The organism is Micromonospora tarensis, from assembly GCF_016803395.1.
GTDB classification, from domain to species: domain Bacteria; phylum Actinomycetota; class Actinomycetes; order Mycobacteriales; family Micromonosporaceae; genus Micromonospora; species Micromonospora tarensis.
On sequence record NZ_JAEVHL010000030.1, the window covers coordinates 24,400 to 42,257 of the forward strand.

Sequence of the window (17,858 nt, forward strand, 5' to 3'; positions counted from 1 at the left end):
GCCTAGCCTCCAAACTCCGAGTAGTCCTCGTAGGTCGGCCCGGGTATGGATCCGCCCCAGTCGGACACCTGGTTGGCCGCAAGGTGTGCCTCCCGGTATGCCGCTTCCGGATGGGCCTGGTAGTACTGCAGCTCTGCCAATTCGTGCTCCAGCAGTGCGTAATCCTCGGGCAACGGGTCGCCTCGCCGCAAGCGCAACCATGCCTCAGCCATCGGTGGGCTCGGGTCGTATCGTTGATGGATGATCCCGCCCGCGTAGTCATCCATCGGATGGGCGTCGAAGAAGATGTGCCGACGGATCTGCTCGATCTCCTCCACTGAGAACCCTCGGGAACCGTCTAGGCGGGGCGCGTCCGTGACCTGGCGTGCTATGGCGTCGATATCGTCCTGCCGACGGATCGCCTCATATGCCTCCTCCGCCCAACGGTCCTGTCCTCCATAGTCCGCCAAGTTGCGAGGCCGGGTGGTGTGGCCGCCATGAATGCCTGGTGCGGCACCGGCCGCGCTGCCTGGACGTGCGTCCGGCGAACGTTGGAGTCGTCTCAGCGCCTGCTTGAGCTTGTCGATCAGGTCGCCGAGGCGGCGGATCTCCGGCATCAGCCGGCGCAGGCTGTTCAGCAGTGCGCGCAGCAGCCGCGCGATCCGCGCACCCCAGGACGCGACAAGCGTGCTGACCTGCTCCGCGACCAGCGGGGCGGCCAGGCCGCCGGTGACGAGGAGTTCGCCCGCGTACGTGATGAGGCGGGAGACGCAGGTGGCGATGGCGTCGCGGACCAGGAGTCGGACGGCGGCGACCAGGCCGGCGGCGCCTTCGGTGATCGTGGCCAGGGTGTCGGCGCCCTGGGCGAGGCCGGCGATGGCCTGCTGTTGTTCGGCGGCCCAGGCGCGGTAGGCGGGGCCGGCGCTGCCGCCCCAGGTGGCGACGTCGGTGGTGACGGCGCGGGTCAACGTGGCCGCTTCTTCGCGTAGTGACCCGGCGACGTTGCGCCAGGTCTGCGCATGCGCGGTGATCGCCGCCGGGTCGCCGGCGAGCCAGTCCAGGGCTTCGCTGAGCGGCTTGACGTGTTCGATGAGCCAGGCGATTCCGTACTGGAGGAGGGCGCCGACCGGGTCGGAGACGATGGCGAGCGCATCCAGGCCGGCGCTGACCACGCCGAGGCTGCCGTCGATCCAGCTGCCGGCGCGCACCCCCTGTGCGATGAGTTCGATGTCCTCGCAGATCCACGCGCCCGCCCAGGCGCTGGGCGGGGTGTCCGCTGCGGCGGCGACGAGGGGGTTGGCGGTCACCGACGCTGCCGCACCCCGTCGAGCAGTCGCTGGGCGTGGGCGTCGGAGTGTCGGTAACGCTCCGCGCTGGTCCGCAGCCTGCCGGCGGTGTCCCGTACCGACCCGGCGGCGGCGCCGATGCCGTCGACCAGAGTTTGTTGCAGGCCGCCGAGCAGCACCGGCATCAGCGCGCAGAGCTGCCCGTAGGCGTCGCCGCCCAGCCGGACGTGCTGGCCGGCCTGTTGGGCGGTGTCGAGGCTGTCGGCGCGGCGGTCGAGGCGTGCGGCGTGTGCGGTCAGGTCGTCCGGGTCGACCTGGATGCCGTCACCGGCCGGCATCGCGCTGCCCCTGGTCGTGGCCGAGCCGGCTGCGGTACGAGTCGATGATCGCCTGGGCGCTCGCGTCGGCACCACCGAGGGTGTCCGTGGTCAACGCGCTGACCTGCCGTAGCAGCTCCGCGCGGGCGGCTCTGCTGGTCTCCAGAATCTGCTCGGCGGTGCGTGCCGCGGACTGGTGCCGGATGCGCTCGTCCAGTCGCAGGTCGATGAGCTGGCCAGCGGAGTCGACGGTGACGTCGACCGTCCGCTCGGGGTGGTGCGCGGTGCCGGTCAGCGCCCGCACGTTCGCCGCCAGCGCCCTGGTCCGTTCCGCCCGGTCGGCGAGCGACGACTCCCACTCGTCGAGCCGGCGACTCGCCGCGTCCAGCGCGGCGTCGTCCGCCCACATGTCGACCCTCCCCAGGGGACCCCACCGCCGGGCAGCGCCGACGAGGTCACCGGTACGCTACCAACTGGTGGCGCTGCGTGTGGCCCCGTGTGTGTCCGGCGTGACCCCCGCCGGGGAATCGGAGTCGCGCCGGGAGCGGGTCGGGAAAGATTGCTCCCGTGACGAGCAGCAACATGCATCGGGGATGGACCAGCCGAACGGCCTGGCAGGGGCGGTTCGACGCTCCGCTGCGCGCGTTCCTGCGCACCGAGACCGGCGGGGCGCGGGTGGTGCTGGTCGCCGCGGTGGCGGCGCTGGTCTGGGCCAACCTGGACGTGTCGTCGTACGAGTCGGTGTGGCGCACCTCCTTCTCGGTCCAGCTCGGCGACTGGCCGGTGTCACACGAGCTGCGCACCTGGGTCAACAGCGGGTTGATGACGTTCTTCTTCCTGGTCGCCGGGCTGGAGCTGCGTCGTGAGTTCGACATCGGCGAGCTGCGGGAGCGGCGTCGGCTGGCGTTGCCGATGCTGGCCGGGTTCGGCGGCATGCTCCTGCCGATCGGGATCTACCTCGCGTTCAACGCCGGGCAGACCACCGCGGCGGGCTGGGGTGCGGTGATGGCCACCGACACGGCGCTCGCGCTGGGCGCGCTGGCGGTCTTCGGGCCGCGCTTCTCGGATCGGTTGCGCGGTTTCCTGCTGACCGTCTCCGTCGTCGACGACCTGGTGGCGATCGCGGTGCTGGCGATCGCGTACCCGGAGCACCCGTCGGTGACCGCGCTGCTCGTCGCGGCGGCGATCTTCGTCGTCGTGGTGTTGGCCCGGGGCTGCGGTGTGCGCTTCGGCCCGGTCTACGCGCTGTTGGGGGTGGCGGCCTGGCTCGCGGTCTCGGAATCCGGTGTCGACCCGGTCGTGGTGGGTCTGGTGATGGGGTTGCTGACCTACGCCTACGCGCCCGGGCGCAGCGACCTGCAGCGGGCCAGCGACCAGTTCCGACTCTCCGGGAACAGCCCACCCCGCAGCTGGCCCGGATGGCCCAGGCCGGGCTGGTCTCGGCGCTGTCGCCGAACGAGCGGCTCCAGACGCTCTACCATCCGTGGGCGAGCTACCTGGTCGTGCCGCTCTTCGCGCTGGCCAACGCCGGGATCGTGATCGACGGTGACCTGCTGGCCCGAGCGGTGACCTCGCCGGTCACCCTCGGCGTCGTGCTGGCGTACGTCGTCGGCAAGCCGGCTGGGATCGTGGTGACCTCGTGGTTGGTGGCCCGGTTGAGCGGCGACCGGTTCCGGCCGCCGGTGGGCTGGCTGGCCGTCGCCGGGGTCGGCACGGTCTCCGGCATCGGGTTCACCGTCGCGCTGTTGATCGCCACCCACGCGCTGCACGGCCCCGCCCTGGACGAGGCGAAGCTCGGCATCATCGTCGCGACGCTCGCCGCGTCCCTCGTCACCTGGGTGGTGTTCCGCTCGGTCGGGCGGCTCGCGCCGGCACGCCGGGCGCGCGCGCTGCTGGGGGTCGCCGAGGGGATCGTCGACCTGATGCTGCCGGTCGATCCGGACCGTGATTATATGCGCGGGGACCTCGACGCGCCGGTGACGATCGTGGAGTACGGCGATTTCGAGTGCCCCTACTGCGGGCAGGCCGAGCCGGTGGTCCGGGAGTTGCTGGCCGACTTCGCCAACGTCCGGTACGTCTGGCGACACCTGCCGCTCACCGATGTCCACCCGCACGCCCAGCTCGCCGCCGAGGCCGCCGAGGCGGCGGGGGAGCAGCACGCGTTCTGGGAGATGCACGATCTGCTCCTCGCCCACCAGGACGCCCTCAACCCCGCCGACGTGCTCGGCTACGCCGAACAGCTCGGCCTGGACCTGGACGGGTTCCGGGAGCACATGGCCAAGCGGATGGGCGTCGACCGGATCGCCGAGGACGTCGACTCCGCCGACCTCAGCGGCGTCACCGGCACCCCGACCTTCTTCGTCAACGGCCGACGCCACCACGGGGCGTACGACATCGCCGCGCTCTCGGCGGCGGTGAAGTCGGCGTTCGCGAGCGCCAAGTTGCGCCCCGAGTACCACCCCCGGGAACCCGGGCGTCTCGATGGTGGGCCGGCGAGCTGACCGCCGGGACTTCTGGCCGTCATTCGGCCAGGTAGCCGAGGGACCTCGGGGTCCGATCGGCCTCCGCTCCGCCGGGGTGGGGATGTCCTGGTCGTTACCTATGGAGCTGAATCGTCTGCGACATCAGCTCCATAGGACGCCCATCCACCACGCCGCGCCCCGCCCGGCAGCCCGTCATCCCTCAGGACGTTCAGGTGGTGGGGAGGCCGGCGAGACGGCTGGCTCGTCGTCCCGCGACGGCCACGACGACGGCCAGGACCAGGGCGATCAGGAAGAAGATGTCCGCGCCGGTGAAGGCCGCGTGGAAGCCCGCCGTCGGGTCGGTGGCGGAGCTGGCTCGGGTGTACGCGATGGTCAGGATCGAGATGCCCAGTGAGCCGCCGATTTGGTGGGCGACGTTGACGAGACCGGACGCGGCGCCGGCGTCCTGTGCTTCCACCCCGGCGACGCCGCCCTGGGTCATCAGGATGATGGCGATGCCCTGGCCGATTCCGATCACCAGAAGTGGCAGCAGGACGTCTGGGAAGTAGCTGGAGCCGGTCGAGATGCGGGACAGCCACGCCATGCCGGCCAGCGCGATGATGAGGGACACCACCAGCAGGGCGGGACGGCCGAGCCGGTTCTGCAGTGGCCGGATGGCGTACACCATGGCGAAGAACATGCCGGTGATGGGAACGTACGCGAAGCCGGTCTGCAGGGCGCTGAGGTGCAGCACCTCCTGCAGGTACTGACTGAGGAAGTAGAAGGTGGAGAAGGTCGCGCCCACGATGAGGATCCGACCGGCGTACGCCCCGGAGCGTTCCATGCTGCGGAAGAGTCGCAGTGGGGTGATGGGCTGGGGCGCGCGGTGCTCGATCAGCACGAAGGTGCTGAGGAGTGCTGCGCCGAGGCCCAGTGACACCACGGTGGCCGGTGCGCTCCAGCCGGCTGCGGCGGCCTGGATGAAGCCGTACACCAGGGCGGTCATGCCGCCGGTGGAGGTCAGCGCGCCGCCGAGGTCGAAGGTGCCGGAGCGGCGTTCGGTCTCGGCCAAAAAGCGCGGCGCGAGCAGTGCGATGGCGATGCCGATCGGGACGTTGACGAGCATGCCCCAGCGCCAGGACAGCAGGTCGGTGAAGACGCCGCCGATCACGATGCCGACGCTGCCGCCGGCGCCGATGACCGCGCTGTAAAGGGCGATCACCCTGGCCCGGGCACCCGGTTGGGGGTGGTCGGCGACCAGCAGCGCGAGCGTGGAGGGCACCGCCAGCGCGGCGGCGAGGCCCTGCGCGACGCGGGCGGTGATCAGCCAACTGCCGCTCTGGGCGAGGCCGGCGGCGAGGGACGCCACGGTGAACAGTGTGATCCCGGCGAAAAAGACGCGGCGGCGGCCGAGCAGGTCGCCCGCTCGCGCGCCGAGCAGGAGCAGGCCGCCGAAGGCCAGGACATAGGCGTTCTGCACCCAGGACAGCCCGGACTGGGAGAGACCGAACTGCCGCTGTACGTGGGGGAGCGCGGTCGTGATGATCGAGGTGTCCAGCGTCATCATCAGCTGCGAGCCGAGGATGAGCGCCAGGGCGATCCCGCGACGGGTTGCGGGAGTCGGGGACATGGTCCGCCTTCTTTCGCGCTAGTCTGATAGAGAACCTCCGGTTAAGTGGAGGCGCACTATCACTCTAGTGATAGTTGCCCTCCGCTTGCTAGCGCTGGGAGACATCGGCACCGTGACGGCCCTCACCCATCTGCGCGTGGCTCGCCCGCACCGGGCGGACGCGGCCCGTAACTACGACGCGATCCTGGCGGCGGCCCGGCTCGCCTTCGCCGAGCAGGGCGCGGACGCTCCGCTGGAGGAGATCGCTCGCCGCGCCGGGGTGGGCATCGCGACCCTCTACCGCAACTTCCCCACCCGAGAGGTGCTGATCGAGAACGTCTACATCACCGAGGTCGAGGTGGTGTGCGAGGCGGCCCGGGAGGCCGAGAGTCTGGCCCCCCGCGCCGGTCTGTACGCGTGGCTGCGGCGCTTCGTCGAGTACATCGGCGCGAAGCAGCCCCTGGCCGCCGGTCTCAACCGGGAGTCCACCGCCTACCTGGAGTGTCGGCGAGCGCTCTACGCGGCCGGCGGGCCGTTGTTGGAGCGTGCCCAGCGAGCCCGCGAGGTGCGTGCCGACGTGGCGATCGACGACGTCATGCGCCTCGCCAGCGCCATCGCCTCCGGGCACTTTCCCCAGGCTGAGCAGCGCGAACGCGTGCTCACGGTCGCCCTGGACGGGTTGAGTACGCCGCCGGGGTGACGCCCGGCCGTCGAGCTGCGGCCCCTGTCCACAGTGGAGCAACTGCCGAACGTATCCGGTACATCACGATGGACCTGGGCTCTTGACTCTGGTGAGACATCGGGCCACCATCTGACAACGTTGTCACCGACCCCCGTTATCTGACAACGTTGTCATTACTGGAGGCACGATGTCCGAGCCCACGCCCGTTTCGCGGCGTACCTTCCTCTCCGCCGGAGCCACACTGCTGGCGTCGGTCGGGGTGACCGCGCTGTTGCCGGACGCCGTCGCGGCCGCCGCCCCGGCGACGCCGACCGCCGGCGGTTCGGCCACCGACCTCGCCAAATACCGTCCGGTAGCGGTCTCCTCCACCGACTACGCGCCCACGCCCGCCACCTTCGCGGTGGACGGGCTGCCGCAGGTGGGTGTCCGGGGCAGTGGTTGGCGGGCCGCCAACGGCGATCCCCAGTGGATCTCGGTGGACCTCCAGGCGCTCTGCCGGGTCGAGGCAGTCACACTGGTCTTCGAGGCCACCCTCGCCGACGGCCCGTTCGACGGCAACTACACCGAGACCGACGGCGACGAGATCCTCTCCAGCGCCGCCACGGCGTACCGGATCGAGGTCTCCACCGACAACCGCGCCTGGCGGTCGGTGTACGAGACCGCCGACGGGCAGGGCGGGGTGCAGGCCATCAAGCTGCCCGATCCGGTCGAGGCCCGGTGGATCCGGATGACCGCCACCAAGCGCTCGAACAGCAACCCGGTGGGCCTCAACGGCTTCCAGGTCTACGGCGTACCCCTGGCCGGCCGCCCGAAGGCCGAGGGCTGGACCAGCTGGGAGGGCGGCAACACCGGCCCGGCCCCGGCACTCACTGTGGCCGCCGACGGCACGGTGCCGCTGGAGTCGGGCTGGTCGTTGACGATTGACGACTTCGCCGGCACCACCGACGGCGGGGAGCTCTCCCGGGCCGGCGTCGACGTCAGCTCCTGGCTGCCGGCGACGGTCCCCGGCACGGTGCTGGGCACCCTGGTCGAGCAGGGCCACCTGCCCGACCCGGTGGCCGGCTTCAACAACATGCGCATCCCGGAGGCGCTGTCCCGGCACACCTGGTGGTACCGGCGCGCACTGCGGTTGCCGCGCGAGCTGGACACCTCGGCCGGTCGACGGATCTGGCTGGAGTTCGACGGCATCAACCACGAGGCGACCGCCTGGGTCAACGGGGTGCGGGTCGGCAGCGTGAAGCACCCGTTCGCGCGGGCGGCCTTCGACATCACCGACGCCCTCGCCGGTCACCGGGGCGAGCACGTCCTCGCCGTCCGGGTCACCCCGATGCCGCACCAGGGCACCCCCGGCGACAAGGGCGCCGACGGTCGCACCTTCCTCCAGTCGGCCCACCACTACCTGGACGCGCCGACCTACCTGGCGGTGTCCGGGTGGGACTGGATGCCCGCCGTCCGCGACCGGGTCACCGGCCTCTGGGACCACGTCCGCCTGCGCAGCACCGGCCCCGTGGTCGTCGGCGACCCGCACGTGCGCACCACACTGCCGGACCTGCCGAAGACCGATAACGCCGAGGTCACCATCCGGGTGCCGGTCCGCAACGCGACCGGCACCGCCACCTCTGTCACCGTCCGCGCGGAGTTCGACAGGGTACGCGTCGAGTCCACTGTCACCATCCCCGCCGGCGCGAGCACCACCGTCACCTTCACGCCTGAGCGCTTCCCCGCGCTGCGCCTGCGCAACCCCCGGCTGTGGTGGCCCAACGGCTACGGCGACCCGCACCTGTACGACCTGACCCTCACCGCCACCGTCAGGCGCACCGTCAGCGACCGGCGTGAGCTGCGCTTCGGTGTCCGTGAGTTCGGCTACGACTGGCACCAGCCGATCGTGATCTCGCCGCCCGGCAAGCCCCCGCTGGAGTTCGTCGACGGCGCCGCGGCGCAGACCGTCACGTTCGACCGGCAGCACGCCCGGCACGTCCGGATCCAGGCCGGCCAGCGCGCCACCGGCTGGGGCATCTCGATGTACGCGCTGTCGGTGGCCGACGGCACCGGCCCGGACCTCGCCCTGCGCCGCGACGCCACCGCCTCGTCGTCGGAGAACGACACGAACGTGCCCGCCCGGGCTGTCGACGGCGACGCGGCGACCCGCTGGGCCTCGAAGGCCGAGGACGACCAGTGGATCCAGGTCGACCTCGGCGCGGCGGTCGACTTCGACCGGGTCACCATCGTGTGGGAGCAGGCGTACGCGCTGGACTACCGCGTCCAGGTCTCCGCGGACGGCGACGCCTGGAGCGACGTGACGTCGGTCAGCAACGACACCCCGCTCGGCAGCCGCGCCACCCAGGTCGAGACGTTCGCCAGCCAGACCGCCCAGCACGTGCGCATCCAGACCGGCGCGCGGGTGACCTCGTGGGGGGTGTCCATGTGGGCGCTCTCGGTGCAGCGGCAGGCCGAGCCGGACGTCGACCTGGCCCTGGGCCGGACCGCCACCGCGTCGTCGTCCGACGGCGACTCCAACGGCCCGGACCGGGCGGTTGACGGCAACCCCCGGACCCGGTGGTCGTCGACGTTCGAGGACGACCAGTGGATCCAGGTCGACCTCGGCGCGCCGGTCAGCTTCGACCAGGTCACCATCGTCTGGGAGCAGGCCTACGCCCGTGACTTCGTCATCCAGGTCTCCACCGACGGGCGGTCGTGGACCGATGTGAAGTCGGTCAGCAACAAGATCACTGAGCTGAAGATCAGCGTCAACGGGGTGCCGGTGTTCGCCCGGGGCGGCAACTGGGGCTGGGACGAGCTGCTGCGCCGGGTGCTGCCGGACCGGCTGGCCGACACCGTCGAGATGCACCGCGACATGAACTTCACGATGATCCGTAACTGGCTCGGCAGCAGCAACCGCGAGGAGCTGTACCGGGCCTGCGACGAGCAGGGCATCCTGGTCTGGAACGACTTCTGGCAGGCCGGCGGCTTCCTGCCCAACCCGCCCGGCTACGTCGACATCGCGGCCGACACGATCCGGCGTTTCCGGCACCACCCGTGCATCGTGGTCTGGTGCGGCGCCAACGAGGGTGACCCGCCGCCGATCGTCGACGCCGGCCTCAAGCAGGCCGTCAGCACGGAACACCCGGAGATCCTCTACATCCCCAACTCCGCCAGCGGCATCGTGAGCGGACGCGGGCCGTACCACTGGGTCGACCCGAGCACCTACACCGACGTGAAGATGTACGAGGCCGACTCGTTCGGCTTCCACACCGAGATCGGCATGCCGGTGGTGTCGGTGGTCGAGAGCATGCGCAACCTGGTCGGCGACGCACCGCAGTGGCCGATCGGCGAGGTGTGGAACTACCACGACTGGTCGACCATCGGCAACCAGCGCGTCGGCACGTACCAGGCGGCGATCGACGCGCGGCTCGGTGCGTCCGACTCGCTTGACGACTTCGCCACCCGGGCGCAGTTCGTCAACTACGAGAGCCACCGCGCCATGTTCGAGGCGTGGAACGCCAACCTGTGGCAGGACGCCACCGGCCTGCTGCTGTGGATGTCGCACCCGGCGTGGCACAGCACGGTCTGGCAGACCTACGACTACGACCTCGACGTCAACGGCGCCTACTACGGTGCCCGCAAGGGCTGCGAGCCGCTGCACGTGCAGGCCGACCCGGGCAGCTGGCAGGTTCGGGTGGTCAACCACACCGCCGCGGCGCTCAACGGTGTCACGGTGAGCGCCCGCCGGTACGACCTGAACGGCAGGCCGTTGGGCACGGCGCAACGCCAACGGGTGGACGTGGCCCGCTCGGCCACCACGCCGGTCTTCCCACTCGCCGCCCCGGACGGTGCCGGGCTGCACCTGGTGCGGCTGGAACTGCGGGACAGCCGCGACCGGCTGCTCACCGAGAACACCTACTGGCGCTACGACAGGGCTGAGCAGATGCGGGCGCTCAACGACCTGCCGAGCACCCGGCTGTCGACCTCGTCGAGCACGGCACGCGTCGTGGACGGCCGGAACACCGTCACCACGACGGTCCGCAACCAGGGCCGCACCGTCGCCGCGTTGGTCCGACTCGCGGTCCGTGACCAGCGCGGCAACCGGGTGCTGCCGGCCCGCTACAGCGACAACTACTTCTGGCTGCTGCCGGGGGAGACCCGTGAGGTGCGGATCTCCTGGCCCGCCCGCGCGGGCCTCACCGGCAAGGCCACGGTGACCGCGCAGGCGTACAACTCGGCCAGCAGTTGACAGCTCGCGGTGGGAGGCGGCGCCCCGATCGCCGCCTCCCACCGCGTTCCGGCGGCCCCGGCTGTCGTCAGTGGATTGCCCCGGCGCCGTTCACTGGGTGTTTCGGCGAGCGTCATGTCGGGCGGTTGGGATCAGGAAAGCACGGCAACATCGTCTGCTTTCCGGAAGGTCATTCATCCATGTCGCAGTCACCTCCGACGCTGCCGCGTCGTCACTTCCTCGCCCTGGGCGGCGTCGCCGCCGGCGCGGCGATGCTCGGCGCCGAGCCCGCCTCGGCGAGTTCCGTCGGCGCGGACGACCGGATCACCCTGTCCGGTTACGCGTTCACGCTCGGCGTCGCGTCCGGCGACCCGATGCCCGACGGGGTTGTGCTGTGGACCCGGCTGGCACCGGAACCGCTCGCCCTCGACGGGTTGGGAGGAATGCCCGAGCGCGCGGTCAACGTGCGGTGGGAGGTGGCCGAGGACGAGACGTTCCGCCGGGTGGTGCGGCGCGGCGTGGAGCGGGCCACGGCGGCGTGGGGGCACTCGGTACACGCGGAGGTGCACGGCCTGCGACCGGACCGCGTCTACTGGTACCGGTTCCGGGTCGCGGACCAGGTCAGCCCGGTGGGCCGCACCCGCACGGCACCTCGGCCGGAGGCCGCCCTGGGGTCGCTGACCTTCGCGTTCGCCAGCTGCCAGGCCTACACCGACGGCTACTTCACCGCCTACGAGCACATGGCCCGGGAGGATCTGGACCTGGTGGTCCACCTCGGTGACTACATCTACGAGGGCGGTGGCGCCGGTTCGATCGGCCGGCCACACCTCCCGGCGGTGGAGACGTTCACCCTCACCGACTACCGGATCCGCTACTCGCAGTACAAGCTCGACCCGGCGCTCCAGGCCGCGCACCGGACCGCGCCGTGGGTGGTCGCCCCGGACGACCACGACGTGGAGAACAACTGGGCCGGTGACCACTCGCAGCCGGACACCGAGCCGGACCAGGATCCGGCCGTGTTCCGGCTGCGCCGGGCCGCCGCCTACCAGGCGTACTACGAGAATCTGCCGCTGCGCCGCTCGTCGATGCCCCGAGGGCCGGAGATGCAGGTCTACCGGCGGCTGACGTTCGGCGACCTGCTCCAGCTCGACGTGCTCGACACCCGGCGCTTCCGGGACCAGCAGCTCACCGACCAGTCGTTGCGCTGGGACCCGAACCGGCAGCTGCTCGGCGCCAGGCAGGAGGCCTGGCTGCTGGCGGGCCTCGGCGCGTCCACCGCCCGCTGGAACGTGCTCGGCAACCAGGTCTTCGCCATGCAGGCCGACCACACCGACGGTCCGACCGAGACGTTCGGAATGGACACCTGGGACGGGTACGCGGCGGCGCGGCAACGGCTCTTCGACGGGCTGGCGCGGCGCAACGTCGACAACTTCCTGGTCATCACCGGTGACGCGCACCGCAGCGTCGCCGCGGACCTGAAGCTGAACTTCGCCGACCCGGCCTCGCGCACGATCGGCACCGAGTTCCTCGGGACCGCGATCAGCTCGGGCGGCAACGGGCAGGACATGGACGCGCTCGGCGTGACGTGGCTGGCCGAGAACCCGCACATGAGGTTCCACAACTCCCAGCGGGGATACCAGGTCTGTCACCTCGGTCGTGGCGAGATGCGGACCGACTACCGGGTGGTGCCGTTCGTGACCGCGCCGGGCGCGCCGATCACCACCCGGGCCAGCGTCCACGTGCAGAGCGGCCGGCCCGGCGTGGCCCACGTGTCGGCGTAGTGGACTGGGCCTGGCGGCTGGTCGTCGAACCGGGTCGGTGTCGACGACCAGCGCCGGGGTCGCGCGGCGGCGCCGACCGGGTGCCCGGTGGGCAGAGCCGGTCCGGTCCCGGGCCGGGTGGTTGGTCCTGCCGCGCGGAGGCGTCCTGAGCCGGCGTGGCGAGGGGGGCCGCGGAGCCAGTCACGGAGGTCTTGCGGCGGTCATCGTATACAACATACGCTCCCCGGATCGCCCACTTGAGGAGCTCTCCATGACGAACCTCTCCGTCCGGGAAACGAACCTGCCCCGCCGCCGTGTGCTCCGGGCCGCGGTGGCCGCGGCCGCCGTCGTCTGCACGCTCGCCGCCTGCTCACCGGTGTCGAACAACGACGGCGGCCAGCCCGGCGACAACCAGTCGGCCGGTCAGGATTCCTTCGGTACGCCGGCGGACCCCGCCGCCGTGAAGCAGGGCGGCAAGCTGGTTATCGCCCTCTCCGCCGAGCCCGACGCGCTGGACCCGACGCTGTCGAGAAGCCTCTACTCCCGGTACGTCTTCCAGGCGATGTGCCAGAAGCTCTACGACGTCGACGAGCGGGCGCAGGTCGTACCGCAGCTCGCCACGGCCCTGCCCACGACGAGCGGCGACGGCCGCACGGTGACCATCCCGCTGCGTCCGGGTGTGCGCTTCGCGGACGGGACGCCGTTCGACTCCGCGGCGGTGAAGGCCACCCTGCAGCGCCACCTCAGCAACGCCCGGTCGGCGCGCAAGAGCGAACTCGGCCCCATCGACGGCGTCGACACCCCCGACGCGCAGACCGTCGTGCTCCGGCTGAAGCAGCCGTTCGCCCCGCTGCTCGGCGCCCTCGCCGACCGGGCCGGCATGATCATGAGTGCCCAGGCGCTGCGGACCCGGGGTGACGACTTCGCCTCGGCGCCGGTCTGCGTCGGCCCGTTCAAGTTCGCGAAGCGGGTGCCGCAGAACTCGATCGAGGTCGTGAAGGACCCGAACTACTACGACGCGAGCAAGGTGCACCTCGACGCCATCTCGTGGCGGATCCTCACCGACGCGAGCATCCGCGCGGCCAACCTGCGCTCCGGCGACGCGCAGGTCGCCGACAGCGTCTCCACCCAGGACTTCGCCTCGCTACGCCAGGACGCGTCGGTCTCCGTTTTGCAGTCGCAGTCCCTCGGATATCAGGGCCTGACCATCAACATCGGCAACGTCGACGGCGTCGGCACCGCCCCCAAGCCCATCAACCGCCCGCTCGCCCAGAACGCCAAGGTGCGGCAGGCCTTCGAGCACGCCATCGACCGCAAGGCGCTTGTCGACGCGGTCTTCAACGGTCTGCACGCCGTCGCCTGCTCGCCGATCTCGCCCGCCAGCCCGTTCTCGTCGCCCGAGGCGCAGGCCTGCCCGGCGCACGACCCGGCCAAGGCCAAGCAACTGCTCACCGAGGCGGGTGTGCCGACGCCGTACCCGGTGACGATGCTCGCCTCGAACACGCCGGACACGCTGCGTCTCGCGCAGGCGTTGCAGTCCATGGTCAAGGACGGCGGGTTCGACCTCAAGATCAACCCGGTGGAGTATTCCTCCCTCCTCGACGAGCAGGACCGGGGCAACTTCGAGTTGTTGCAGCTCGGCTGGAGCGGACGGATCGACCCGGACGCCAATATCACCAACTTCGTCGGCACCGGCGCCAGCCAGAACGTCGCCGGCTACAGCAACCCGCAACTCGACGCCCTGCTGACCCAGGCCCGGCAGGCCGGCGACGTCGAGGAGCGCAAGAAGCTCTACGGGCAGGCGGTCACAGTGCTCCAACAGGACGACGCCCTGATCTACCTCTACCGGCAGCGCAACCTGACCGCCGTCAGCAAGCAGATCCAGGGTTTGCAGGTCTTCCCCGACGGCGTGCTCCGGGCCGCCTTCGCCGGCTACACCAAGTAGCTCGCCGTGGCCCGGTATCTGCTCACCCGCGCCTGGCAGTCGGCGCTGACCCTGCTGTTGTCCACGATCGTGGTGTTCGTCGGCGTGCGGGCGCTCCCCGGTGACCCGGCCCTCGCGCTGGCCGGTGAGGACCGGTCGCCGGAGGCGCTGGAGGCGATCCGTCGGCACTACGGGCTGGACCAGCCACTGCCGGTCCAGTTCGCCCAGTACGTGGAGCGGATGGCGCAGGGCGACTTCGGGGTGTCGATCCGCACCGGTACGCCGGTCTCGTCGATGCTCACCACCGCCCTGCCGGTGACCGTCGAGCTGTCCATCCTGGCGATCCTTCTCGCCACGGTGCTCGGAGTGGGTGCGGGGGTGCTCGCGGCGGTCCGGCGCGGGCGCCCGGCGGAGTGGCTCGCCAACGGCCTGGCCCTGATCGGCCTGTCGGTGCCGCACTTCTGGCTCGGGCTGCTCGCCATCCTCTACCTCTCGGTGGCGACCGGGCTGTTCCCCGCCTCCGGCTTCGTGCCGTTCCTGGACGATCCCGTGGACAACCTGCACCACCTCGTCCTGCCGGCGGTGATCCTCGGCACCGGCCTGGCGGCCATCATCATGCGGCAGACCCGCTCGGCGATGCTGGACTCGCTCTCCTCCGACTACGTCCGGACGGCGAAGGCGAAAGGGCTGCGACCGCGCGCCGTGATCACCCGGCACGCCCTGCGCAACAGCCTCATCGTGGTGGTGACCGTCGTGGGTCTCCAACTCGGCGGTCTGATCTCGGGCGCGGTCGTCACCGAACAGATCTTCGGGCTGCCCGGCTTCGGCAAGATGACCATCGACGCGGTGTTCCAGCGGGACTACCCGGTGATCCAGGCCGTCGTCCTGCTCACCGCGGCGGCCTACATCGTGATCAACTTCCTGGTGGACCTGCTCTACTCGGTCATCGATCCACGCATCCGGGTGACGGGAGAACCGGCATGACCGTCCTCTCCGTACCCATGGCGGAGACCGCCGGCAGTGTCACCCGGCGGGCCCGGGTGCTGCGGCGGCTGCGCCGCAACCCGCTCGCCGTGGTGAGCTTCGTCGTGCTCGCGCTGGCGATCGCCATCGCGCTGCTCTCGCCGTGGCTCGCGCCCTACTCGGTCGACCAGACCGACTTCGCCCGCACGTTCGCGCCTCCCGGCACCCCCGGGCACCTGCTCGGCACCGACGACCTCGGCCGGGACGTGCTGTCCCGGATCATGCTCGGCGCGCGGGCGTCGTTGCTGGTGGGGCTCCTGGCGGTGGCCACCTCGCTGGTCATCGGGGTGCCCCTCGGGCTGGCCGCCGGCTACTTCCGGGCCTGGGACGCGGTGATCTCGCGCTTCACCGACCTGCTGCTGGCCTTCCCGTTCCTGATCATGGCAGTGGGGCTGGCGGCCATCCGGGGGGCCAGCCTCGGCAACGCCGCGGTGGCCATCGGCATCGCCCAGATCCCCGGGGTGATCCGGGTCGTCCGCTCGGACACGCTGCGCCTCAAGTCGCTGGACTTCGTCGCGGCTGCCGTGGTGGACGGCGCGGGCGACCTGTGGGTGCTGGCCCGGCACATCCTGCCCAACGCGACCTCGGTGATCCTGGTGCAGGCCACGGTCGCCATCCCGGCCGCGATCCTGGGCGAGGCGGTGCTGTCGTTCCTGGGCCTCGGCATCCAGCCCCCGGCGCCCAGTCTGGGCACGATGCTGGCCACCGCGCAGCAGTTCGCCGCCCGCGCGCCGTGGGCCGCCGTCCTCCCCGGTGTCGTGATCATGGGGTTGGCGTTGGCGTTCAACGTCTTCGGTGACGCCCTGCGGGACGCCCTCGACCCGAAGGGAGATCGACGATGAGCACGGCCCCGGCCGGCGCCGCCGCGCCCGTCCTGGAGATACGCGACCTCTCGGTGTCGTTTCCGACCGAGACCGGCACCGTCTCGGCGGTCGACGGGGTCAGTCTGGACCTCGCGCCCGGCGAGATCGTCGGAATGGTGGGCGAGTCGGGCTGCGGCAAGAGCGTCACCGCGATGAGCCTCGCCGGCCTGCTCCCGGGCAGCGCCCGGGTCACCGGCTCGGTGCGGCTGAACGGCACCGAGCTGGTCGGCGCCCGCGAGTCGGCGCTGCGACGGGTACGCGGCCAGGAGATCGCCTACATCTTCCAGGAGCCGATGACGTCGCTGAACCCGGTGCTCACCGTGGGTCGCAGATCGGCGAGGTGCTCCAGGCCCACCAGCGGATGTCCCGGCGGGCGGCGCGGGCGCGGGCGGTCGAGCTGCTGACCCTGGTCGGGATCCCGTCCGCCGCGCTTCGGGTCGACAACTATCCCCACCAGCTCTCCGGCGGCATGCGCCAACGCGTGATGATCGCGATGGCGGTGGCCTGCGGCCCGAAGGTGCTGGTGGCCGACGAGCCGACCACGGCGCTGGACGTCACGGTCCAGGCCGGCATCCTCCAGGTGCTGCGCGACCTGCGCGACCGGCTCGGCACCAGCGTCCTCATCATCACCCACGACCTCGGCGTGATCGCCGACATCGCCGACCGCGTCGTCGTCATGTACGCGGGCCGGGTGGTGGAACGGGCGCCGGTGGACGACCTGTTCGCCAACCCACGGCACCGGTACACCGCCGGGCTGCTGTCGGCGTCGCCGCAGCCGGGGCGGCACGCCGGCACGGACCGGTTGACGGAGATCCCCGGTCTGGTGCCGGTGCTGTCCCGCCAACCCGACGCGTGCACCTTCGCCGACCGCTGCCCCGCCGCCGACGGGCAGTGCCACGACGCCGCCCCGCCCCTGGTGAACATCGGTGTCGGCGAGCACCTGGCGGCCTGTTGGCACCCCTGCTCCGTGGCTCCCCAGGAGGCGAACCGATGACGCCGCAGCCGAACGCGCTGGAGATCGAGGACCTGGTGATGCACTTCGGTCCGGTACGCGCCGTGGACGGCGTCTCCCTGACCATCCCGAGGGGCCGGGTCACGGCCCTGGTGGGGGAGAGCGGCTCCGGAAAGTCGACAGTGGGCCGATGCGTGGTGCGGCTGGTCGAGCCGACCGCCGGGACGGTCCGGATCGCCGGCACGGACGTCACCCACCTGTCCCGGCGGCGGTTGCGGCCGCACCGCGGCGCGGTGTCGATCGTCTTCCAGGACCCGGCCGCGTCCCTGGACCCGCGCATGCTGGTGGGCGAGATCGTGGCCGAACCGCTGCGGCTGGCCGGCAGGCGGCTCTCCCGGCGGGACCGGGACGCCCGCGTCGCCCCGCAACTCGAACGGGTGGGACTGCGTGCCGAGGTGGCGCGTCGCTACCCGCACGAGCTGTCCGGGGGGCAGCGCCAACGGGTCAGCATCGCGCGGGCGCTGATCTCCGAGCCGATGCTGCTCATCGCGGACGAACCCACCAGCGCCCTCGACGTGTCCGTCCAGGCATCGGTGCTCAACCTCCTCGCCGACCTGCAACGCGACATCGGGTTCGCCTGCCTGTTCATCACCCACGACCTGTCCGCCGTGGAGTACCTGGCCGACGACATCGCCGTCATGTACCTGGGTCAACTCGTCGAGCGGGCAGCCGCGAGCGGATCTCGCCGGCCCGCCCACCCGTACACGCAGGCGCTGCTCTCCGCCGCGCCG

Annotated in this window: 11 protein-coding genes and 2 pseudogenes; 9 read left to right on the plus strand and 4 right to left on the minus strand. The window is 71.3% G+C overall.

Translation table 11 applies throughout. The features are described from left to right. Positions 1 to 2 precede the first annotated feature (2 nt). Genes JM949_RS09595 through JM949_RS09605 form a run of 3 tightly spaced genes read right to left on the minus strand, consistent with a single transcriptional unit; the run spans position 3 to position 1,991 of the window. The gene (locus tag JM949_RS09595) at positions 3 to 1,286 is read right to left on the minus strand and encodes a WXG100 family type VII secretion target (RefSeq protein ID WP_203148070.1); all 1,284 of its coding nucleotides are present in this window, start codon (positions 1,284 to 1,286) and stop codon (positions 3 to 5) included. After that, positions 1,283 to 1,603, minus strand: coding sequence for a type VII secretion target (locus JM949_RS09600; protein WP_203148071.1), 321 nt, complete (start codon positions 1,601 to 1,603; stop codon positions 1,283 to 1,285). The genes JM949_RS09595 and JM949_RS09600 overlap by 4 nt, the downstream gene beginning before the upstream one ends. Then, entirely contained in the window at positions 1,590 to 1,991 is a 402-nt protein-coding gene (locus JM949_RS09605; RefSeq protein WP_203148072.1) for a YbaB/EbfC family DNA-binding protein, read from the minus strand. The genes JM949_RS09600 and JM949_RS09605 overlap by 14 nt, the downstream gene beginning before the upstream one ends. Before the next feature lie 173 nt (positions 1,992 to 2,164). Between JM949_RS09605 and nhaA the strand changes: the two are divergent. Beyond that, positions 2,165 to 4,083, plus strand: a pseudogene (nhaA, locus tag JM949_RS09610) (Na+/H+ antiporter NhaA). 190 nt (positions 4,084 to 4,273) lie between these two features. On the opposite strand, the gene JM949_RS09615 reads toward nhaA, so the two are convergent. Continuing rightward, positions 4,274 to 5,674 carry an MFS transporter gene (locus JM949_RS09615; protein WP_203148073.1) on the minus strand — a complete coding sequence of 467 codons (1,401 nt, stop codon included), beginning with the start codon at positions 5,672 to 5,674 and terminating at the stop codon, positions 4,274 to 4,276. A gap of 136 nt (positions 5,675 to 5,810) precedes the next feature. Between JM949_RS09615 and JM949_RS09620 the strand changes: the two genes are divergently transcribed. The 8 genes and pseudogenes from JM949_RS09620 to JM949_RS09670 form a co-directional block, all read left to right on the plus strand. Further along, entirely contained in the window at positions 5,811 to 6,353 is a 543-nt protein-coding gene (locus JM949_RS09620; protein ID WP_309232086.1) for a TetR/AcrR family transcriptional regulator, read from the plus strand. A gap of 169 nt (positions 6,354 to 6,522) precedes the next feature. Then, complete coding sequence (locus JM949_RS36730) at positions 6,523 to 10,566, plus strand: discoidin domain-containing protein (protein ID WP_238432862.1); 4,044 nt, start codon at positions 6,523 to 6,525, stop codon at positions 10,564 to 10,566. A 179-nt stretch (positions 10,567 to 10,745) separates the two neighbouring features. Further along, positions 10,746 to 12,326 carry an alkaline phosphatase D family protein gene (locus JM949_RS09645; protein WP_203148074.1) on the plus strand — a complete coding sequence of 527 codons (1,581 nt, stop codon included), beginning with the start codon at positions 10,746 to 10,748 and terminating at the stop codon, positions 12,324 to 12,326. A 250-nt stretch (positions 12,327 to 12,576) separates the two neighbouring features. Then, a complete protein-coding gene (locus tag JM949_RS09650; protein WP_203148075.1) occupies positions 12,577 to 14,250 on the plus strand; it encodes an ABC transporter substrate-binding protein in 1,674 nt (557 codons plus the stop codon). Positions 14,251 to 14,256: 6 nt separating this feature from the next. Continuing rightward, positions 14,257 to 15,213, plus strand: coding sequence for an ABC transporter permease (locus JM949_RS09655; RefSeq protein ID WP_203148076.1), 957 nt, complete (start codon positions 14,257 to 14,259; stop codon positions 15,211 to 15,213). After that, positions 15,210 to 16,094 carry an ABC transporter permease gene (locus tag JM949_RS09660; RefSeq protein ID WP_203148077.1) on the plus strand — a complete coding sequence of 295 codons (885 nt, stop codon included), beginning with the start codon at positions 15,210 to 15,212 and terminating at the stop codon, positions 16,092 to 16,094. The genes JM949_RS09655 and JM949_RS09660 overlap by 4 nt, the downstream gene beginning before the upstream one ends. After that, positions 16,091 to 17,109: pseudogene (locus JM949_RS39635) on the plus strand (ABC transporter ATP-binding protein). The gene JM949_RS09660 and the pseudogene JM949_RS39635 overlap by 4 nt, the downstream one beginning before the upstream one ends. After that, positions 17,106 to 17,858 (plus strand): ATP-binding cassette domain-containing protein (locus JM949_RS09670; protein ID WP_203148078.1); only part of this gene is annotated, 753 nt, incomplete at its 3' end. The pseudogene JM949_RS39635 and the gene JM949_RS09670, both read left to right, overlap by 4 nt.